Below are 16,538 nucleotides of genomic sequence, written 5' to 3' on the forward strand. Positions count from 1 at the left end.
AGCGTTAGCTCTTTTTCTTATATGATAATATAAAGATCGTTGACATGATCATAATAAAACCTAAAACATCAATCAATGTAAAAGGGGAGTGTAACCATAAACACATACAAATCGTTGCACTTAAAGGTTCAACAGCAGCAATCAAGGATGCTCTCATTGGTCCAATAAGATTGACACCAATCAAATACATTGAAAAAGCTAAAACTGTTCCAATAACAATAATACCAACAAGTCCTAAATAGCCATAAACATCTAAAGAAAAAGAAATATTCCAAACACGTCCAATGACTCCTAAAACAACGCCACCAATAATCATTGCATATCCTGTAGGAATTAAACTGCCATATTTGTTCATGATATGACGAGGAAGTAAGGAATAAAAGGATGCTGCAAGACCAGCCAACACACCCCAAAATAATCCTTCAAAAGATAAAACCATTTCATGAATATTTCCATGCGTTGCAAGGATAAAAGTTCCCCCAAAAGCTAAAGCAACACATAGAAGTTCTTTTTTATAGGGAAGTCTTTTACAGACAAGACAAGTATAAAACATAATAAAGATTGGATTTAAATATTGCAAAATAGCTGCAGTTGAACTATTTGAATAATAGATCGCAGTCATATAAGAATATTGACAAAACATTAATCCTAAGATTGCGAATAAAACAAGTTGAAAAACATCATTTTTATTTTCCCAAATACTTAATGTTTTTTTGGTATCTTTGATAAAACATGTAGCTAATAAAATGATTCCTGCAAAAATCATTCTCATTGTTGTCAGCCACATTGTATTTAAATGATAAGTTTGAAACAAAAATTGTCCCATCGTTCCAGAAATACCCCAAAATGTGCCACCTAATAATGTAATAATAATTCCTTTTTTCATAACTTCACCTCATTTATCGACATTCTAACAAATCTAAATATTCAATACAATTGTTTTTGATAAACAAAACATGTTATACTTTTTACAGGGTGCTATAGCTTAGCTGGATAAAGCGTGCGCCTCCGAAGCGTAAACAGGTGTTTAGCTAAAATGATTATAATTTCTACAAAAAATATATGGTACTTTAGCTCAGTTGGATAGAGTATGTGCCTCCGGAGCACAGGGTCATGGGTTCGAATCCCATAAGTACCGCCATATAAAATCAAAGATATCATGGAGTGTGATATCTTTTTTTATTTAAATGTATATTTTTTTAAAATCTCTATCAAACTGTAATAAGAGTGATTGACACAAAGGTTAGGCTATGCTAACATAATATCGTGAGTTAGCTTTAACTAACTAAAGGAGGAGAAAAAATGAAAGTTGTATATGCATCAAGAACTGGAAATGTTGAAAGTATTATTTCTAAATTAGGAATTGATGATGCTTTAAAAATTGAAGATGGTAGTGAAACAATCGACGAAGATTATGTTTTATTTACTTATACTGATGGATTTGGCGATGTTCCTTATGAAGTGGATGAATTCTTACAAAGTCAAAATGAACATTTAAAAGGTGTTGTTGTAAGTGGTGATACTGGATATGGTGAAGCTTATTGTAAAGCAGGAGATGTTATTGCTGAACAATATAATGTACCATGCCTTTATAAAGTAGAAAATGATGGTAGCGATGAAGATATCAAAGCTATTAAAAAAGTGATTGCTTAATTATGCCTTTATCTGCTCACGAATTCGAAAGAAGATTGATCTTTTACGCCTCACCAACACTAACAAAGTTAAAAGTTGCCTGCATGTATAATTTAAATGATTTAGATGATTTAGAAGAATGTATTGATTATTATAATGAAATTTTAAATAAAAAAGATATTTATTTAAAAGTCTTATCCATTAAAGGACGTTCAATGATCTACGTTTATCAAAAAGAAAAATTAAATAAATTATGTTCTTGTACACAAATTCAAAAAATCTTTAAACAATATGATTACAATTGTACATCGCTAGAAACACTTATTATTGACTTACAAAAACGTCTTAATAGTAATGGCTTTCCCCATGAAATCGGTTTGTTTCTAGGATATCCAATGACAGATGTTTTAGGTTTTATTGAGGGTAGAAAACATTTAAGTGCAGGGTATTGGAAAGTTTACAGTCATGTTAAAAATTGTCAACAAACATTTGATAAATATCATAAATGTACACATGAACTTTGTAAAAGATTTAATCAAGGTGAAAGTATTGAACAAATATGCAGATATGTTTAATTGGTAAAGTTTTCTTTACCAATTTTTTTTACGATATTAATGAAAACGATTGTAAAAAATGATATGATAGATGTGTATTTTAAGGAGGAAATAGAATGGGATTTAGAGAAGACTTTTTATGGGGTGGAGCAGTTGCTGCCCATCAATGTGAAGGTGCCTGGCAAGAAGGCGGAAAAGGAATCAGCTGTAGTGATGTAGAAACTGCAGGAGATAACGTAACAGGTGCGCCAAGACGTTTAACTGATGGTGTTGTTGAAGGTGAAGATTATCCAAACCATGTAGGTGTTGACTTCTATCACCGTTATAAAGAAGATGTTGCTTTATTTGCGGAAATGGGATTTAAAGCATTTAGAACATCTATCGCTTGGACTCGTATTTTCCCTAGAGGGGATGAAGAAAAACCGAATGAAGAAGGTTTAAAATTCTATGACGATTTATTTGATGAATGTCATAAATATGGTATTGAACCTGTTATTACATTATCACACTTTGAATTACCTTGGGCATTAGCTAAAGAATATGGTGGATTTAGAAATCGTAAAGCAATTGATATGTTCGTTAAATTTGCAAAAGTATGTTTTGAAAGATATCAACATAAAGTAAAATATTGGATGACTTTCAATGAAATCAATAACCAAGCGGATGTTACACAACATAACTTAATTCAAGAAGGTGCGGTTTTACTTAAAGAAGGCGACGATGCAGAATACTTAATGTATTTATCAGCTCATCATGAATTAGTTGCTTCAGCATTAGCTGTCAAAGCAGCACATGAAATCAATCCTGATTTACAAGTAGGATGTATGATTGGGATGAATGGTGTTTATCCAGCTTCACCAAAACCTGAAGATGTGATGAATGCTTTAGGTGCAATGCATCAAAAATATTGGTATGTAGAAGTACATGCAAGGGGACATTATCCTCGTCATATCTTAAAGAAATTTGAAAGAAAAGGATATGATTTTATTACTGAAGAAGATAAGAAAATCTTAGCTGAAGGTAAAGTAGATTATATTGGATTCTCTTACTACATGTCATTTGCGACTCAATATCAAGGACGCAATGAAAAAACATTTGATTATGTACCAGAAGATTTCGTAAGAAATACTTACTTAAAAGCCTCTGATTGGGGATGGCAAATTGATCCACTTGGATTACGTTGGTGCTTAAACTGGTTTAATGACCGTTTTGAACTTCCAATGATGATCGTTGAAAATGGATTTGGTGCTTATGATAAAAAAGAAGCTGATGGTACAGTTGATGATCAATATCGTATTGATTACTTAAAAGAACATATTCAAGCAATGAGAGATGCTGTTGATTATGATGGTGTTGATTTACTTGGATATACAATGTGGTCTCCAATCGACATCGTTTCAGCATCAACAGGTGAATATGATAAACGTTATGGATTCATCTATGTTGACTATAATAATAAACATGAAGGTGATTTCTCTAGAAGTAAAAAGAAATCATTTGATTGGTACAAACACGTTATTGAAACAAATGGACAAGAACTTTAAGAATGAGGTTTTCCTCATTCTTTTTTTATGGTATAATTACTGTAATGGAGGGAAAGAATAGTATGAAAAAAATAATGAAAGTTTTATGTGTATTTGCTCTTGTTTTCCTTGCTGGATGTAGTTCAACAAATTCACAAGATGAACAAAAACAAGTCGTCACTGATTTCTTTACTTATGTAAGTAAATGTGACATTAAAAATCTTAAAAAGATTACAAGTAGTTCTGTTTTAAATGATATGGAACTCGAAAAAATGGAAAAAGAATTAAGTCAGTACACGGAAGAAGAATATGGGAAAGTTTTCGTTGAAGAAACTGATAAATTCAAAAAAGCAATCTTTAAAGATTTATTTACTGATATCGAGATCAAAGATGTAAAAGAAGATGGAGATAAGGTTAAAGTAACTGTTACTGGTAAAGAAAAAGATTATTCAAAAATTGATTTTGATTCAAATGAATTAAATACAACTGCTCAAAATTATATTACTGAACATTATGATGAAATTTCTAAAGTTGTTCAAAAAGAAGGGGAAAATGCAGCACTTATTAAAGTGTTTGACGAAATTGCACCTACACTTTATCAAACAATGACAGATACATATAAAAAAGCACCAACTAAGAAATTAACATCGACAGTGACATTAGAAAAGAAAGATGATAAATGGATTATCACTGGTCTTGATGAATAAAAGAGATAGACAATCGAAAGATTGTCTATTTTGCTTTTATGATAATATTTGCTATAATGATTTTTGGAAAGTGAGGTCATTATGAGTCGATCTAATTCAATCGTTAAACAAGCTTCAATTTTGGCGCTTGCAGGAATATTAGTTAGAATTATTGGACTTTTGTATCGTAGTCCATTAACTGCAATGATTTTAGATGAAGGAAATGGTTATTATTCAACTGCTTATAATATTTATGCACTTGTATTACTTATTTCTTCTTATAGTATACCTACAGCTATTTCAAAATTGATATCAGAAAAAATTGCCTTACATGAATATAAAAATGTTAAAAGAATATTAAAATGTATTTTTATTTATGTTTGTGCTATTGCTGGAAGTGCAGCAATACTATTATTTATATTAGCACCTTTTATTGTAGATGTTAACGCAGTTCCAGCACTTCGAGTATTATGTCCAACAATCTTTTTATCAGGGTTATTAGGCGTATTTAGAGGGTATTTTCAAGCACATAAAACGACAGTTTATACATCTGTTTCACAAATTATTGAACAAATCTTCAATGCTGTTGTTGCTTTGCTTGCAGCTTATATTTTTATTCAACCATATATTGGAGTAGATGCAACAAAAGTAGGATCTTTTGGAGCGGCTGGTTCTGCGCTTGGAACAGGAGCAGGTGTCCTTGTTGGTTTGGTGTATATGATTTTTATGTATTTGAAAAAGAAAAATACTTTTGTTGAAGAAAGTGATGAAGAAGTTAATGAGCATGTAGATTCCTATCAAGATATTTTTAGAATGATCATGCACATTATTGCACCAATTATTTTAGCAACATGTGTTTATAATTTAGTAACAACAATCGATATGTATATTTTCTATTTTGCACAATCTTTTCATCATATTGATAAAATTGCTTATATTTCAAATTATGGTGTTTATGCAGGAAAATATATCGTTTTACAAAATGTACCAGTAGCTCTCGCATCTGCAATGTCTACAGCTTCCATTCCATCAATTTCATCAGCATGGGCTTTAGAAAATGTGAAAGAAGCAAAAGAACATATTACATCAGGTTTAAGTGTCACAATGATGATTTTAATTCCAGCAGCGATTGGAATGGCGGCGTTGGCTTATCCAATTATGGGTGTTTTATTTCCTCAAAAAGCAACAATTATGATGGCAACAAAACTCTTAATATTTGGGTCACCAGCTATTGTTTTTTATGGTTTATCCACTCTTACAAATGGTATTTTACAAGCATTGGGCGAAGTCAATGTACCCTTAAGAAATGCAGCATTTTCTCTTGTGTGTCATATTGTTATTATAGCTATTCTTTTATTTATTACACCATTAGGAGTTTATGTTCTTGTTTTTGGTAACTGTACATATGCCTTTCAAGTATGTTATTTAAATCAAAAAGCTTTACGTAAAAAAATAGGTTATAAACAAGAAATAAAAAGAACATATGTTTTACCTTTGATTGCTTCTTCAATTATGGCAGTTGCCGTATTAGGTATTTATTATGGTTTATTTACCTTAACTCATCGTGTTTTCTTACCACTTATTTTATCAGTTGTGGTAGGGGTTATGGTTTACTTTGTCTTAATTATGTATATCTATTGGGAACATCCAACTTATTTGTTTGAAATTCCTTATACGAGAACGCTTTATTACAAAATTAAAAGAAAATTGAATAAATAAACGATATTTTTTGAAATATCGTTTTTTAAATCCACTTTTTTGTTGTATTAGTGCTATAATGTGACAAAGTTAATTATTATATTGTGATAAGATAAAAGACATTGGAGGGAAAAGAATGCATTATAAAAACGTAAATGGAATTTTATCCAATCAAAATACCATGAATTTATATAGAGGATGTCAACACGGGTGTATTTATTGTGATTCAAGAAGTGCATGTTATCACTTTGATCATGACTTTGAAGATATAGAAGTAAAAGAAAATGCCTTAGTCTTATTAGAAAATTGTTTAAAACACAAAAGAAAAAAATGTATGATTCAAATGGGTTCAATGTGTGATCCTTATATGCCTTTAGAAAATGAATTAAATCATGTAAGAAAAGCTTTGGAATTAATTGATCACTATGGTTTTGGAGTAACGCTTATTACGAAATCAGATCTAGTTTTAAGAGATGTTGATTTATTGAAAAAAATCAACCAGAAAACAAAGTGTGTAGTTCAAATGACACTGACAACATATGATGAAGAATTATGTCAAAAACTAGAACCTCATGTATGTACGACAAAAAAACGTATTGAAGTTTTAAAAGAATTAAATAAACAAGGAATACCAACAATCGTTTGGTTAACGCCAATCTTACCTTTTATTAATGATACAAAAGAAAACATCGTGGCTATTTTAAAAGGATGTTTTGAAGCAGGTGTCAAAGGGGTTATATGTTTTGGCATGGGAGTTACTTTAAGAGAAGGAAGTCGAGATTACTATTATCAACAACTTGATCAACTTTTTCCCGGTATGAAAGAAAAGTATCAATCAACGTATAATGATCAATATACGCTTAATAGTCCGCATAATCGAGAATTAATGAATCTCTTCTTTGAAAAATGCCAACAATATCATATGATGTGTAATTATCCAGAAATCTTTGCTTATTTACAAGAATTTGAAACTAAAATTGAAGTCAAAGAAAAAGAAAGTCAATCATTTGAACAACTTTCTCTCTTTTAAAAAGATGTTTTCACATCTTTTTTTATTTTGTAATTTTTTTATAAACTTCATCTAAATCAACGTCATTACTATGATCCGTAAATTCAATCTTAAGTTCATTTTCATCATATCTAGGTAAAATATGAATATGGAAATGATGAACTGTTTGTCCAGCTACTTCATTTGTATTTGTAAGAACATTGACACCTTTAGCATCCAATTTTTCAACAATTTGATTAGCTAGATTTTTAACTATTTTCATTACATGAGCTAAAGTTTCATCATCTACTTCTAAAATATTTGCATAGTGTTTTTTAGGAATGACAAGAGTATGTCCATAAGTAGCTTGTGATAAATCTAAAAAAGCCATGCATTCATCATCTTCATAAACAATCTTTCCAGGAATTTCTTTATTAATTATTTTACAAAAAATACAATCACTCATTTTTTCTTCCTCCATAGCTTTATTTTAATGCAAAAAAAGAATAAGGTCGAGACCTTATTCAAAATAATTTTTAGATGTTTTTTTAATTGCTTTTTTAATACTTGGTTCATAAACATCAAAGTTGTATTTTCTTAAATAATAAGTTTCACATTTTGTAGTGAAGTCAGATAAAGAAGTTAAACCTTTCTTGATTTCATCTTTTAAATTAGATTTATCTGTATTATAAACCCAAACAACAGCATATTTTGATTCAGAGGTTTTAATAGCTTTAGCATAAATACCGTCTTTTGTAAATTTATCTAATTTTTTAACAATTTTAGAATCTAAATCACTACTTTTTTTAGTGACCATTCCAGCATCTGTACCACTATTTTCATCAAAATAAGTTGTAAATGATGTTTCGTTAGTAATATCTTTAATAATTTTTAAAGCTTGCGATTCTGTATCAACTGTAAAATATTTAATATATTTTACTTTGTATTGCTTTACTAAGCTTTTAAAATTTTTATCAACATATTTTTCTTGTAAAAGTTGTAATTTTGCATTTGGTGTAATGACTTGTTTAATGAAATCATCTTCATCTTTATATCCAGCATCTGTAGCGTAAGTATTTAAATCACTTGTCCCAGCGTATTGTAAGTATTGGTTTTTTAGTTCATCAACTTTAGAGTTGATAGCATCTTGATCAGTGATTTCTTTATCAGCAACATAGTTAATAGCTGTATTTAAAGTCATGTTAGAACCATCATTATCTAATAAATAGTTATAAATATCATCTTTTGTAACTGTGATATCTGCTGTTTTAACTATGGCTTTATCACCGTTAGAAACATGAGTTACATAAGAATCTTCTTTGTTTTTGAAACTGTTATAAAAGGCATAACCACAACCACCAATTAAACAGATACATACGATAATGATAAGTAAACGATATTGGTAAAGTTTATCTCTCCATGTGTTTTTCATTAGGCTTCACCTCTTTTTGTTTTTCTTTCATCTAAAGCGTTTTTAACAACTTCTTGTACAATTTTTTTGATTGATTTGTCTTTATAAGTTACTTTATATGAGTCATATACAACATATTGTAAGTAATCATCATAAGCGAGTAATGGTGAATCAATATCTGTTTTCTTTAATTCTTTCTTTAAAGCTTTTTTATTTGTGTTTGTTACTTTAACAAAGTAATAACCATCCGTTCCTGCAATTGCATCAGAAACTTGTCCTTCACTTAATGAGTTAATAGCATTAAAAACATTTTCTCCATAAGAATCACTAATACCAGCAGTATCTTTTGTATCAACGATACCTATAGATCCTTTTTTCTTAGAAGTTGTAGAATCATTAGAATAATCTTGAGCAATGTCACCAAATGATTTATCTGTATTGTTGATTAATTCTTTGACTTCGTTTATTTTAGAGTTTTCATCGTCAGTAAGTGAACTTGTATCAGAAACAGAAATTTTAATTAAACTTACATATTTTGGTGAACATTGTTGATAGTAATCATTAAAAACATCATCGAAGTTATCATCAATATAATCTAATAAAAAGTTTGCATATTGGATCTGTTTGATCATTTTTTCGCGATACTGTTTCATGTTTGTATATCCCGCAGATTTTAATTGTTGATTAAGTGTTGATTTGTAATTATCGCCATATTGATTTTTATAGTAAGATTTAATTTGGCTGATAATAGTGTCAGCATCTTCTTCCATATCTTCGTTTACTGGGAATTTTTTATCAATTAAGTTTTGTAATACAGCATTAAAGACAGTTGAATTCTTGCTAGAAGAATCTAAAACATCTTTATAAAGATCATCAGCAAAAATGTTTTTTGTTTTATTTCCTTTAGAAAGGGACGCTACAACATATTTAGAATCCACTTTTTTAGCGGATGATGAACATCCTGTTAAAAGGCAACTGCTTACAAGTAATGCCGCAGCACACTTTTTAAGTTTCATAGTCTTCCTCCTTTATATATGACTTTAAAAGTATACTATTTTTTCCCATTGATTTCAATATTGTGGGCAAAAACACACGGTCAACCATAATTCTTACATAATTTATATTAAAAGGGAAAATGGAAGGAGGGGGTTGTTATGAAGTGTGAAAATTCATTTACACTTGTTTTAGTGTTATTTATTTTATTAGTGATTATTTGTAATATGTTATAAAAAATGCTTAGCAAATCGCTAAGCATTTTGTGTAGGCGGATTGTATTGAAGATAAACACGATAACTAATTTTTATAGTCACTAGAATTGGCATGGCAATAATCATTCCCCAAGCACCAAAAAGTGTTGATCCGGTAAGAATACCAAATAAAACCCACATAATTGATAAATCAATTTTTGATGAATAAATTTTTGGTTGAATGACATATGGTACAACATTTGATTGAATAAAAATCAAAATAAGTAAAATAACAAGTTTTGTTGTTCCCATTGTAATAGATGTCACTATTCCAAGCATATTTGCAACAATTGGTCCTACATAAGGAATAATTGAACTAATAGCTGAAAAAACGCCAAGTAAAATCCAATTAGGATGACCAATTGTTAAATAAACAAAGGCTGTTGTAATTCCTTGAACAAGTGCGCTGATGGCAAAAGCTTCAATGTATTCAATTAAAGAAAAATTGATTTCTTTTAAATAAACAGGTAAATTTTTATCAAATTTTCCTGCAAAATAATTGATTGTTTTACGTATATTTTCGAATTTTAATGACATATAGATTGCAAGAATGGAATAAATCAAACCGTTTCCAATTTTAACAATAACAGAATTTAAAACATCAAAAGTTGTATTTAAGACTGTCATATCTTGTAAAAGTTTTGCAGCTTCACTTTGAATGTATGTCGTTATTTCAGAAATATTGAATCCTAAATGAGAACGAACAAATTTCGAAATAAAAATCAAACCATCTTCAAAAGCGGGATATAAATCGGTAACACTATTAATAACAAGTGGAATAGCAAGTGAGATAATTAGAATCATACAGGCAATAATTCCTACATAAACAAGTGTCACAGATAAACCGCGATTTTTAATATATTTTTGAACCCATTCAATAAGTGGGTTAAAAACATAAGCAATCGCAAAGGCAATAAAGAATGGCTTTATAATCTTCCAAAAAAGAGCCAGAGCACCACCCCAAACTTCTTTTGTAATATCTAATAATAAAACAATCAAAGAAAGCATCAGGATATTTAAAAGGGTCTGGGTAATTTTTTTGGATGAAATAACTTGAAATAAAGATTTCAATATTTTCACATAATCACCCCTTTGTTTAAATAATATATCATATTTTGGATATAATATAAATTGTTAATACAAAAGATTATCACATTCGTTGTTTTTTTTTGGACATTTTAGTAAAATGTTTTGGGTAGAAAGGGGCTTGATTTATGTCAACTTTAAAAATAGAAAATTTACATGTAAGTATTGATGATCGAGAAATATTAAAAGGAATTGATTTAACCATCAATACAGGAGAAATACATGCATTAATGGGACCTAATGGTAATGGAAAGTCTACATTATTATCTGCTATCATGGGAAATCCAAAATACCAAGTAACTAAGGGAAGTATTTACTTGGATGGTCAAAATGTCTTAGAAATGACAGTCGATGAAAGATCGAAAGCAGGAATTTTTTTAGGAATGCAATATCCTCAAGAAATTCCAGGAGTTGTCACTTCTGACTTTTTAAGGGCTGCACTTAATGCACATCAAGAAAAACCAGTATCTTTATTTAAATTTATTAAAGAACTAGATAAAAATATTGCTGATTTAAAAATGGATGAAAACTTAGCACATCGTTATTTAAACGAAGGTTTCTCTGGTGGAGAAAAGAAAAGAAATGAAATTTTACAAATGAAACTTTTGAAACCAAAATTTGCATTATTAGATGAAATTGATTCAGGATTAGATGTTGATGCTTTAAAAATTGTTTCAGAAGCAATTAATGATATGAAATCTGAATCATTTGGATGTGTGATGGTTTCACACTATGAAAGATTATTTGAACTTGTACCACCAACACATGTTCATATTTTAGTCGATGGAAAAATTGTTTTAAGTGGTGGACAAGAATTAATTGATCGTATCGATAAAGAAGGTTATCGTTGGGTTAAAGAATTAGGTTTTGAATTTGAAACTGAAGAAGAAAGACAACCAATCGTTTTAGGTAGTTGTGGAAACAAGGTTAAAGCAAAATAATGAGTAGATTAACAGATATTGACAATTATCTTGTTGTTGAAAATGGTCAAATCAAAGAATCAACTTTTAAACAAGATATTCAAATTCAAAATCAAATTTTAACAATCAATGAAGATGCTAAAGTACAAATCATCTACAAAGCAACACAAGAAGGAGATTATCAATTTGATATCACACTTAAAGAACGTTTACATGTAGATTTGATTGAAATGTATGAAGCATCTACAAAATGTAGATTTACAAAAAATATTAAAGTTAATGAATCTTGTGAAGTATTAAGATATGTTGAAAAAAACAGTCATGAAAATATTTCTATTGATTTGGATGAAAATGTGGATGTTTGTGCCAACGCCCATATTTCATGTGCCTATGTTGAACTTACAGATTATTCAACTTTTAGTAAAGTGAAATACCAATTACTTGAAGAAGGAGCAAGTGCAAGACTTCGTTTAGCTTCTTTAAGTAAAGAACTAGAACATAAACATTATGAAATGACTTTAGAACATCTTGCGCCTCATACATATGGGGATATGGATAACTATGGTATTGTTAAATCAAAAGCAAGTTTATTGATTGATGGAATTGGTCGTATTCATAAAGGAATGTATCAATCGGATACGCATCAAACAAACAAAATCATTGTTTTTGATGAAGGTTGCAAAGCCCAAGCAAATCCTTATTTATATATTGATGAATATGATGTTAAAGCAAGTCATGGAGCTAGTGTTGGAAAAATTGATGAAGATCATCTTTACTATTTACAATCACGTGGTCTTTCTAAACAAGATGCGATGCACCTTGTTACTTATGGGTATTTCTTGCCTGTGTTAGAGTTTATTAGTGTTGATTCACTTAAAGAAAGATTCTCTGATGTATTAAAAGAAAAGGTGGGATTATAATGATTGATGTTTCAAAAATCAGAAATGATTTTCCAATGCTTGAAAAAACTATGCATGGGAAACCACTTATTTATTTAGATAATGGGGCAACTACTTTAAAACCACAATGTGTTATTGATAGCGTATGTGATTATCTTACAAATTATTCAGGAAATGCACATCGTGGAGATTATGATTTATCACATGAAGTGGATACTAAGTTTGAACATGTACGCAGTATCGTTGCCGATTTTATTCATTGTAAACCAGAAGAAGTTGTTTATACCTATGGTTCTTCGGATAGTTTAAATATGGTTGCTTTTGGCTATGGAATGACACATTTAAAAGAGGAAGATGAAATTTTAATTACGCTTGCAGAACATGCTAGTAATACACTTCCTTGGTTTGAAGTAGCTAAACATACTGGAGCTGTTGTTAAATATATTGACCTTGATAAAGAAGGAAAAGTTACTTTAGAAAATGTCCAAAAAGCAGTTAATGAAAATACAAAAATTATTTCAATTGCACAAATTACTAATGTTTTAGGGTATTTAGCGCCAATTAAAGAAATCTGTGCTTTTGCTCATCAACATGATATTGTGGTTTGTGTAGATGGTGCTCAAAGTGCACCTCATCATGTAATCGATGTAGAAGATTTAGATGTTGATTTCTTTGCCTTTTCAGGACATAAAATGTGTGGACCTACAGGTGTAGGCGTGCTTTATGGTAAATATCATTTACTTGAAGAAATGACACCAACACGTTTTGGTGGAGGGAGCAATGCACGTTATAACAGTTGTGGTTTAGTGAAGTTAAAAAATGCACCAACAAAATTTGAATCGGGGACACCAAATATCGAAGGTGTTATTGGTCTTGGTAGTGCAATCGAATATTTACAAAAAATTGGTATGAAAAATATTGAAGAACATGAAGCGATGCTTCGTAAATATGCGATTGAAAAGATGAAAGAATTGGATAACATTGAAATTTACAATGAAAATGGGGTAGGACCTATTGCTTTCAATATTAAAAATGTCTTTTCTCAAGATGGCGCTTCTTTATTTAATACTTATGGTATTGCTATTCGTGCAGGACAACATTGTGCGAAAATTTTAGATGAATATCTACATGTTTCACAAACGTTAAGAGCTTCATTCTATTTCTACAATACAAAAGAAGAAATAGATCAGTTTATTGAAGTATGTAAGAAAGGGGATGACTTTTTAGATGCCTTCTTTGGATAATATGATGCTTCGCCAAATTATCATGGATCATTATGAAAATCCACGTAATCATGAATTGGTAGAAGATGATAGCTATAAAAAAGTCAATATGGATAGTGAAACTTGTATTGATAATATTGATATACAAGCAAAAATAGAAGATGGAGTTATAAAAGATATTCGTTTTGATGGCGAAGCATGTGCAATTTGTACATCAAGCACTTCTATTATGACAGAATTATTAATTGGTAAAACAATTGATGAAGCAAGAGTTATTATTAAAAATTATATGAATATGATTTTTGAAAAAGACTATGATCCTGAGATATTAGAAGAAGCAATTGCTTTTTATAACACTCATAAACAAGCAAATCGAATTAAATGTGCAACTCTTGGATGGAAAGGAATTACACAATTAATTGATGAAAGTGAAAAGGAGGATACTCATGGAAAATGATGAAACAATGATTCCTGATAAGGATGTCTCTGTTTTTAAAACACCAAAGGGAATTAATGAAGATATCGTTAGAGAAATCTCAGCCATTAAAGGGGAACCTGAATGGATGTTAGAGTATCGTTTAAAAGCACTCGATTGTTTTTTGAAAAAACCAATGCCTACTTGGGGTGTTGATTTAAGTCGTGTGGATTTTGATGAATATACGTATTATATTCGTCCTTCTGATAAACAAACAAATAAATGGGAAGAAGTTCCTGAAACGATCAAAGATACTTTTAATAAATTAGGAATTCCTGAAGCAGAACAAAAATATTTATCAGGGGTTACAACACAATACGAATCAGAAGTGGTTTATCATAATATGTTAAAAGAAGTTCAAGAAAAAGGGGTTATTTTCTTAGATATTGATAGTGGTTTAAGAGAATATCCAGAACTTTTTAAGAAATATTTTGATACAGTTATTCCTTATAATGATAACAAGTTTTCAGCTTTAAATGGAGCTGTATGGTCTGGAGGTTCCTTTATTTATGTACCACCAGGAGTAAAATTAGAAAAACCTTTACAATCTTATTTCAGAATTAATTCTGAACAAATGGGGCAATTTGAAAGAACACTTATTATTGTAGACAAAGGTTCTGATATTCATTATGTGGAAGGATGCACAGCACCAAATTATTCAAAAGACTCATTACATACAGGAGTTGTTGAAATTGTTGTTCTAGAAGGGGCAAAATGTCGTTATACAACAATTCAAAACTGGTCCAATAACATTTTAAATCTTGTTACACAAAGAGCAAAAGTTTATAAAAATGGACAAATGGAATGGGTTGATGGAAACATTGGATCGGCTGTTACAATGAAATATCCAACATGTGTTTTAATGGAAGAAGGGGCTAAAGGCTCTTGTATTACTATCGCAGTTGCTGGAGAAAACCAAATCATGGATTCTGGGGCTAAAATGATTCATTTAGCACCAAACACTTCAAGTAGTATCGTTTCGAAATCTATCGCTAAAAATGGCGGTAAAACAAATTATCGTGGATTAGTACAACATAATCCAAAAGCAATCAACGCTAAAAGTAAAGTGGAATGTGATACATTGATCTTAGATCAAATTTCAACAAGTGATACAGTTCCAACAAACTATGCACGAAATAATGATTCTTTAATTGAACATGAAGCAACTGTTTCTAAAATCTCTGATGAACAACTTTTCTATTTAATGTCACGTGGTCTTTCTAAAAAAGATGCCACAGAAATGATTGTTATGGGATTTATTGAACCATTTTCAAGAGAACTTCCAATGGAATATGCTGTTGAATTAAATCAATTAATTAAAATGGATTTTGGCGAAAATGGAATTGGATAAAAAACAATTACGAAAGAAATTAATACAAATGAGATTGACTTTTGATGAAAATCAAAAACAATCTCATTTCATTATAGAAAAGTTAAAAAAAGATGTTCATTTTAAGCAAAGTAAAAAAATAGGAATTTACTTGTCTTATAGAAATGAAGTAGATACATGGAAATTAATTCAAGAATTCAAGGAAAAAAAAGAATTTTATGTACCGATTGTACGAGGACAAGAAATGTATTTTACAAAGTATAAAGAACCTATGCAAAAAAACAAATATGGTATTTTAGAACCGGATGAAAAAATAGAAATTAGTAAAAATCAACTCGATTTAATGATCGTACCACTTGTTGGTTATAATCAAGACAATTATCGTTTAGGCTATGGAGGGGGCTATTACGATCGTTATTTAAAAAAATATAAGGGTTATACGATTGGTTTAGCTTATACATTCCAATATTTAAAAGATTATCAACCTGAATCTTTTGATATTCCACTCAACCAAATTATTACTGACGAAAAAATATAAAAAAATGTAAAAACATGTTGACGATAGARAAAATAGATGCTATTATAAGTGAGCACTGGTCGAGGAGGCTTAGCTCAGTTGGGAGAGCATCTGCCTTACAAGCAGAGGGTCAGCGGTTCGAGCCCGTTAGCCTCCACCATTTAAATAAAGTGCAAAAAGAAATGCCGGCTTAGCTCAATTGGTAGAGCAACTGACTTGTAATCAGTAGGTTGAGGGTTCAAGTCCTTTAGCCGGCACCATGATGGAGAGGTAGCGAAGTGGCTAAACGCGGCTGACTGTAACTCAGTTCCTTTTGGTTCGGTGGTTCGAATCCACTCCTCTCCACCAT

18 protein-coding genes and 4 tRNA genes are annotated in these 16,538 nt (G+C 30.2%); 17 read left to right on the forward strand and 5 right to left on the reverse strand.

What is annotated here, in order from left to right; genetic code table 11:
* Nucleotides 1-4: 4 nt before the first annotated feature.
* Nucleotides 5-886 carry a DMT family transporter gene (locus C7U55_RS01755; RefSeq protein WP_106987070.1) on the reverse strand — a complete coding sequence of 294 codons (882 nt, stop codon included), beginning with the start codon at nt 884-886 and terminating at the stop codon, nt 5-7.
* A gap of 178 nt (nt 887-1,064) precedes the next feature.
* Here C7U55_RS01755 and C7U55_RS01760 point away from each other — a divergent pair.
* The 7 genes from C7U55_RS01760 (at nt 1,065) to C7U55_RS01790 (ending at nt 7,123) form a co-directional block, all read left to right on the forward strand.
* Nucleotides 1,065-1,141, forward strand: a tRNA-Arg gene (locus C7U55_RS01760).
* 161 nt (nt 1,142-1,302) lie between these two features.
* Nucleotides 1,303-1,653 carry a class Ib ribonucleoside-diphosphate reductase assembly flavoprotein NrdI gene (gene nrdI / locus C7U55_RS01765; RefSeq protein ID WP_106987071.1) on the forward strand — a complete coding sequence of 117 codons (351 nt, stop codon included), beginning with the start codon at nt 1,303-1,305 and terminating at the stop codon, nt 1,651-1,653.
* Between the two features lie 2 nt (nt 1,654-1,655).
* Nucleotides 1,656-2,207 carry a DUF3793 family protein gene (locus C7U55_RS01770; RefSeq protein ID WP_106987072.1) on the forward strand — a complete coding sequence of 184 codons (552 nt, stop codon included), beginning with the start codon at nt 1,656-1,658 and terminating at the stop codon, nt 2,205-2,207.
* Nucleotides 2,208-2,302: 95 nt separating this feature from the next.
* Nucleotides 2,303-3,730: a 6-phospho-beta-glucosidase gene (locus tag C7U55_RS01775; RefSeq protein WP_106987073.1), complete on the forward strand. Its 1,428-nt coding sequence runs from the start codon at nt 2,303-2,305 to the stop codon at nt 3,728-3,730.
* Between the two features lie 62 nt (nt 3,731-3,792).
* The gene (locus C7U55_RS01780; RefSeq protein ID WP_106987074.1) at nt 3,793-4,416 is read left to right on the forward strand and encodes a hypothetical protein; all 624 of its coding nucleotides are present in this window, start codon (nt 3,793-3,795) and stop codon (nt 4,414-4,416) included.
* An 81-nt stretch (nt 4,417-4,497) separates the two neighbouring features.
* Entirely contained in the window at nt 4,498-6,114 is a 1,617-nt protein-coding gene (locus C7U55_RS01785) for a putative polysaccharide biosynthesis protein (protein ID WP_106987075.1), read from the forward strand.
* 115 nt (nt 6,115-6,229) lie between these two features.
* Nucleotides 6,230-7,123, forward strand: a complete 894-nt coding sequence (locus C7U55_RS01790; RefSeq protein ID WP_106987076.1) for an SPL family radical SAM protein — start codon at nt 6,230-6,232, stop codon at nt 7,121-7,123.
* A gap of 22 nt (nt 7,124-7,145) precedes the next feature.
* On the opposite strand, the gene C7U55_RS01795 is transcribed toward C7U55_RS01790, so the two are convergent.
* The 3 genes from C7U55_RS01795 to C7U55_RS01805 are packed head-to-tail and all read right to left on the reverse strand — an operon-like array spanning nt 7,146 to nt 9,508.
* Complete coding sequence (locus C7U55_RS01795; protein ID WP_106987077.1) at nt 7,146-7,547, reverse strand: HIT family protein; 402 nt, start codon at nt 7,545-7,547, stop codon at nt 7,146-7,148.
* A gap of 54 nt (nt 7,548-7,601) precedes the next feature.
* On the reverse strand, nt 7,602-8,513 hold the full coding sequence (locus tag C7U55_RS01800; protein WP_106987078.1) for a peptidylprolyl isomerase PrsA family protein: 912 nt from the start codon (nt 8,511-8,513) through the stop codon (nt 7,602-7,604).
* Nucleotides 8,513-9,508, reverse strand: coding sequence for a peptidylprolyl isomerase (locus tag C7U55_RS01805; RefSeq protein WP_106987079.1), 996 nt, complete (start codon nt 9,506-9,508; stop codon nt 8,513-8,515). The genes C7U55_RS01800 and C7U55_RS01805 overlap by 1 nt, the downstream gene beginning before the upstream one ends.
* A gap of 138 nt (nt 9,509-9,646) precedes the next feature.
* Here C7U55_RS01805 and C7U55_RS14190 point away from each other — a divergent pair, with 138 nt between their 5' ends.
* Nucleotides 9,647-9,721, forward strand: a complete 75-nt coding sequence (locus tag C7U55_RS14190; protein ID WP_081919121.1) for a YjcZ family sporulation protein — start codon at nt 9,647-9,649, stop codon at nt 9,719-9,721.
* Nucleotides 9,722-9,739: 18 nt separating this feature from the next.
* Here the strand turns inward: C7U55_RS14190 and C7U55_RS01815 are convergent, their stop codons facing one another.
* On the reverse strand, nt 9,740-10,819 hold the full coding sequence (locus tag C7U55_RS01815; protein WP_106987080.1) for an AI-2E family transporter: 1,080 nt from the start codon (nt 10,817-10,819) through the stop codon (nt 9,740-9,742).
* A 134-nt stretch (nt 10,820-10,953) separates the two neighbouring features.
* Between C7U55_RS01815 and sufC the strand changes: the two genes are divergently transcribed.
* The 9 genes from sufC to C7U55_RS01860 all read left to right on the forward strand — a co-directional run bounded on the left by sufC (nt 10,954) and on the right by C7U55_RS01860 (nt 16,537).
* Nucleotides 10,954-11,766, forward strand: coding sequence for a Fe-S cluster assembly ATPase SufC (sufC, locus tag C7U55_RS01820; protein WP_106987081.1), 813 nt, complete (start codon nt 10,954-10,956; stop codon nt 11,764-11,766).
* The gene (locus C7U55_RS01825; protein WP_106987082.1) at nt 11,766-12,665 is read left to right on the forward strand and encodes a SufB/SufD family protein; all 900 of its coding nucleotides are present in this window, start codon (nt 11,766-11,768) and stop codon (nt 12,663-12,665) included. The genes sufC and C7U55_RS01825 overlap by 1 nt, the downstream gene beginning before the upstream one ends.
* Nucleotides 12,665-13,888 (forward strand): aminotransferase class V-fold PLP-dependent enzyme, encoded by a 1,224-nt coding sequence (locus C7U55_RS01830; RefSeq protein ID WP_106987083.1) that lies wholly within the window; start codon nt 12,665-12,667, stop codon nt 13,886-13,888. Before C7U55_RS01825 ends, C7U55_RS01830 begins: the two co-directional genes overlap by 1 nt.
* A complete protein-coding gene (sufU, locus tag C7U55_RS01835; protein ID WP_106987084.1) occupies nt 13,872-14,324 on the forward strand; it encodes a Fe-S cluster assembly sulfur transfer protein SufU in 453 nt (150 codons plus the stop codon). The genes C7U55_RS01830 and sufU overlap by 17 nt, the downstream gene beginning before the upstream one ends.
* Nucleotides 14,314-15,693 carry a Fe-S cluster assembly protein SufB gene (sufB, locus tag C7U55_RS01840; protein WP_227212966.1) on the forward strand — a complete coding sequence of 460 codons (1,380 nt, stop codon included), beginning with the start codon at nt 14,314-14,316 and terminating at the stop codon, nt 15,691-15,693. Before sufU ends, sufB begins: the two co-directional genes overlap by 11 nt.
* Nucleotides 15,680-16,210 carry a 5-formyltetrahydrofolate cyclo-ligase gene (locus C7U55_RS01845; protein WP_106987086.1) on the forward strand — a complete coding sequence of 177 codons (531 nt, stop codon included), beginning with the start codon at nt 15,680-15,682 and terminating at the stop codon, nt 16,208-16,210. The genes sufB and C7U55_RS01845 overlap by 14 nt, the downstream gene beginning before the upstream one ends.
* Before the next feature lie 63 nt (nt 16,211-16,273).
* Nucleotides 16,274-16,349 (forward strand) — tRNA-Val (locus C7U55_RS01850).
* 24 nt (nt 16,350-16,373) lie between these two features.
* A tRNA-Thr gene (locus C7U55_RS01855) sits at nt 16,374-16,449 on the forward strand.
* A 4-nt stretch (nt 16,450-16,453) separates the two neighbouring features.
* Nucleotides 16,454-16,537 (forward strand) — tRNA-Tyr (locus C7U55_RS01860).
* Nucleotide 16,538: the final 1 nt, after the last annotated feature.

Origin of the sequence: Faecalibacillus faecis, from assembly GCF_003024675.1 — a bacterium.
GTDB classification, from domain to species: domain Bacteria; phylum Bacillota_I; class Bacilli_A; order Erysipelotrichales; family Coprobacillaceae; genus Faecalibacillus; species Faecalibacillus faecis.